The 2662-nt window shown below is 67.5% G+C and carries 4 protein-coding genes; 3 read left to right on the forward strand and 1 reads right to left on the reverse strand.

The window, feature by feature from the left end; all coding sequences use genetic code 11:
* From ACREEF_RS15665 to ACREEF_RS15675, 3 genes are all read left to right on the forward strand, one after another.
* On the forward strand, window positions 1–274 hold a 274-nt coding region (locus ACREEF_RS15665), incomplete at its 5' end, for a hypothetical protein (RefSeq protein ID WP_431566496.1).
* Window positions 267–965, forward strand: a complete 699-nt coding sequence (locus ACREEF_RS15670) for a thiamine ABC transporter ATP-binding protein (RefSeq protein ID WP_431566497.1) — start codon at window positions 267–269, stop codon at window positions 963–965. The genes ACREEF_RS15665 and ACREEF_RS15670, both read left to right, overlap by 8 nt.
* A gap of 164 nt (window positions 966–1129) precedes the next feature.
* Entirely contained in the window at window positions 1130–2080 is a 951-nt protein-coding gene (locus ACREEF_RS15675; protein ID WP_431566498.1) for an IS481 family transposase, read from the forward strand.
* Here the strand turns inward: ACREEF_RS15675 and ACREEF_RS15680 are convergent.
* A partial coding sequence (locus tag ACREEF_RS15680; RefSeq protein ID WP_431566499.1) for a LysR substrate-binding domain-containing protein occupies window positions 2077–2662 on the reverse strand: 586 nt, incomplete at its 5' end. The genes ACREEF_RS15675 and ACREEF_RS15680 overlap by 4 nt on opposite strands.

Raw genomic sequence — 2662 nt, forward strand, 5'->3', positions numbered from 1 at the left:
CATCGCTGGCTGGGCCCGGCTGCGCCTCGTCGAATGGCCGGCCCTGCGCGCACCGCTGGCGGCGGCCTTTGCCTTTGCCACGGCGCTTTCGCTCGGCGATTTCGGCGTCATCGCTCTGTTCGGCGGGGGCGAGCTCACCACCCTGCCCTATCTGCTGGCTAATCGCCTCGGCGCCTACCGCATGGATGAAGCGGGCGCGCTCGCGCTCGTGCTGGTGCTTTCCGCCGGTGGCCTCGCATACCTGACCGAGCGCTGGAGTGGGCGTCATGCTTGAGTTGGCGGGTCTGTCCCTCGACTATCCCGGCTTCGCAGCGCGCTACGACCTCGTCATTCCGGCCGGCGTGCTCTGCGCCGTCATCGGCCCGTCAGGTGGCGGCAAAACCACCCTGCTCCACGCCATTGCCGGCTTCGAACAGCCGACGGCCGGAACTCTCCGCTTCGCCGGCGCGGATCTGCTGCCGCTCGCACCAGCCAGACGACCGGTCTCGATCCTGTTCCAGGATCACAATCTCTTCCCGCATCTGACGGCAGCCGAGAACGTCGCGCTTGGACTGAAGCCGTCACTGCGGCTCGACGCCGCCGAGCGCGAACGCGTGGCGACCGCGCTGGCCGAGGTCGACCTCGCTGGCTTCGCTGCCCGCCGACCGGCAGAACTCTCGGGAGGCCAGCGTCAGCGCGTCGCCCTCGCCCGCGCCCTCCTGCGCGGCAAGCCGCTGATGCTGCTCGACGAACCGTTCGGCGCACTCGATCCCGGCCTGCGCCGCGAGATGATCGCGCGCATCGATACCTTGCGTCGCGAACACGGCCTCACCGTGCTGATGACACTGCACACGCCAGAGGAGGCGGCCAGCCATGCCGAGCTCTTTGCCTTCGTAGCGAATGGCCGCGTCGAAGCGTCCGGCCCCTGGCCCCGCCTGACGGCACCGAACGGATCGGCCCCTGTCAGGCGCTTCCTGGGCATCTGAAGCCTGCCGTTCCGGCTAAAGCATCGGCCCGAAAAGTGGATTGCGGTTTTCGGGAAAGCCGATGCAAACACAGGAGGCTAGATGTGAGCTCTCAATAGGTTGTCCATCCGGTCCCGAGCGAGGAAGCTGAGGTTGCGAAGCTTCAGACCCCTCGGAGGAACCGGATGAACATCCACAAGAATGCCCGGCTGACGCTGCTGGGTCGAGAGCGGATCGTGCGCATGGCGGCGGCAGGCACGCCATCTGCCGTGATCGCCAGGGCGGCCGGCGTCAGCCTCAAGACCGTCCAGAAATGGATTGCCCGTTTCGCCGCCGAGGGCATGGCGGGGCTGGCGGACCGCTCGTCACGTCCGCACCGGCTGCATCGCCCGACGCCCGCTGGTCAGGTCGAGCAGATCATCGCGCTGCGGCGCCAGCGGCTGAGCGGCCAGGCCATCGCCAAGCAGGCTGACGTCTCGCCGGCCACCGTGAGCCGGATCCTGCGACGGGCGCGGCTGAGCCGGATGCGCGACCTCGTCCCGACCGAGCCGGCGCGCCGCTACGAGCGCGCGCGCCCAGGCGAACTGATCCATCTCGACATCAAGAAGCTCAACCGTTTCCGTGAGCCGGGGCATCGCGTCACCGGAGACCGCAGCGGCGGCCGCAGCGTCGGGGCGGGCTGGGAGTTCGCCCATGTCTGCATCGACGATGCCTCCCGGCTGGCCTTCGTCGAGATGAAGCCGGACGAGAAGGCGCTCAGCGCGGTCGCCTTCCTCAGGGCCGCCGTCGCCTATTACAAAGGCCTCGGCGTCACCGTCGCGCGCGTCATGACCGACAACGGCTCCTGCTACAAGGCCCACGCCTTCCGCCACGCCTGCCGCGACCTCGGCCTGCGCCAGATCAGGACCAGGCCCTACACCCCCAGGACCAACGGCAAGGCCGAGCGCTTCATCCAGACGGCGCTCCGCGAATGGGCCTACGCCAGACCCTATCCCCACTCAGATCGCAGAGCTGAAGAACTGCCGCGCTGGCTCCATCATTACAACTGGCATCGGCCCCACGGCGGCATCCAGGCCAAAACGCCGATCAGCAGACTCGCTCTCGACAACGACAACCTGTTGACGCTCCACATCTAGAGCCCCAGGGGCCGCACCTCCCGGATCAGGTCGATCAGGAGCCGCAATCCGGCTGGCACTTGCCTGCGGCTCGCATAATAGATGTGGAAGCCCGGCCCGAACGAGGCCCAGTCTTCGAGCACCAGCACGGCCTTTCCTGTTGCGACAGAGGGCGCCAACGCAGGCTCGGGCCCGTACATGAGCCCCGCTCCACCCTCCATCAGGGACTGGATGAGGCCCGGCTCGTCGAGGATCAGGCCGCCGGGTACGGCGATCCGGATCTCCTCGCCGCCGCGTTCGAATTCCCACTGGTACATGCGCTCATCGCCGAGACGGAAGCGCAGGCAGCGATGGCGCCCGAGATCTTCGGGCCGCTGCGGCGTTCCGAAGCGTGAGAGATAGTCTGGCGAGCCTGCGACGACCCAGCGTATGTCAGCCGATAGGCGCTGGGTGACCATGTCCTCCGGAACGGTGCCGCCAAAGCGAATCCCGGCATCGAAGCCACCATCGATGACGTCGACCAGGTGGTTGCTGACGGCGATCTCGATTTCGACGTCCGGGTAGCGATCGACGAAGATCGCGAGCACGGGTTCGAGCAACAGG

The sequence above is a fragment of the Brevundimonas sp. genome, assembly GCF_050729455.1.
Lineage (GTDB): Bacteria > Pseudomonadota > Alphaproteobacteria > Caulobacterales > Caulobacteraceae > Brevundimonas.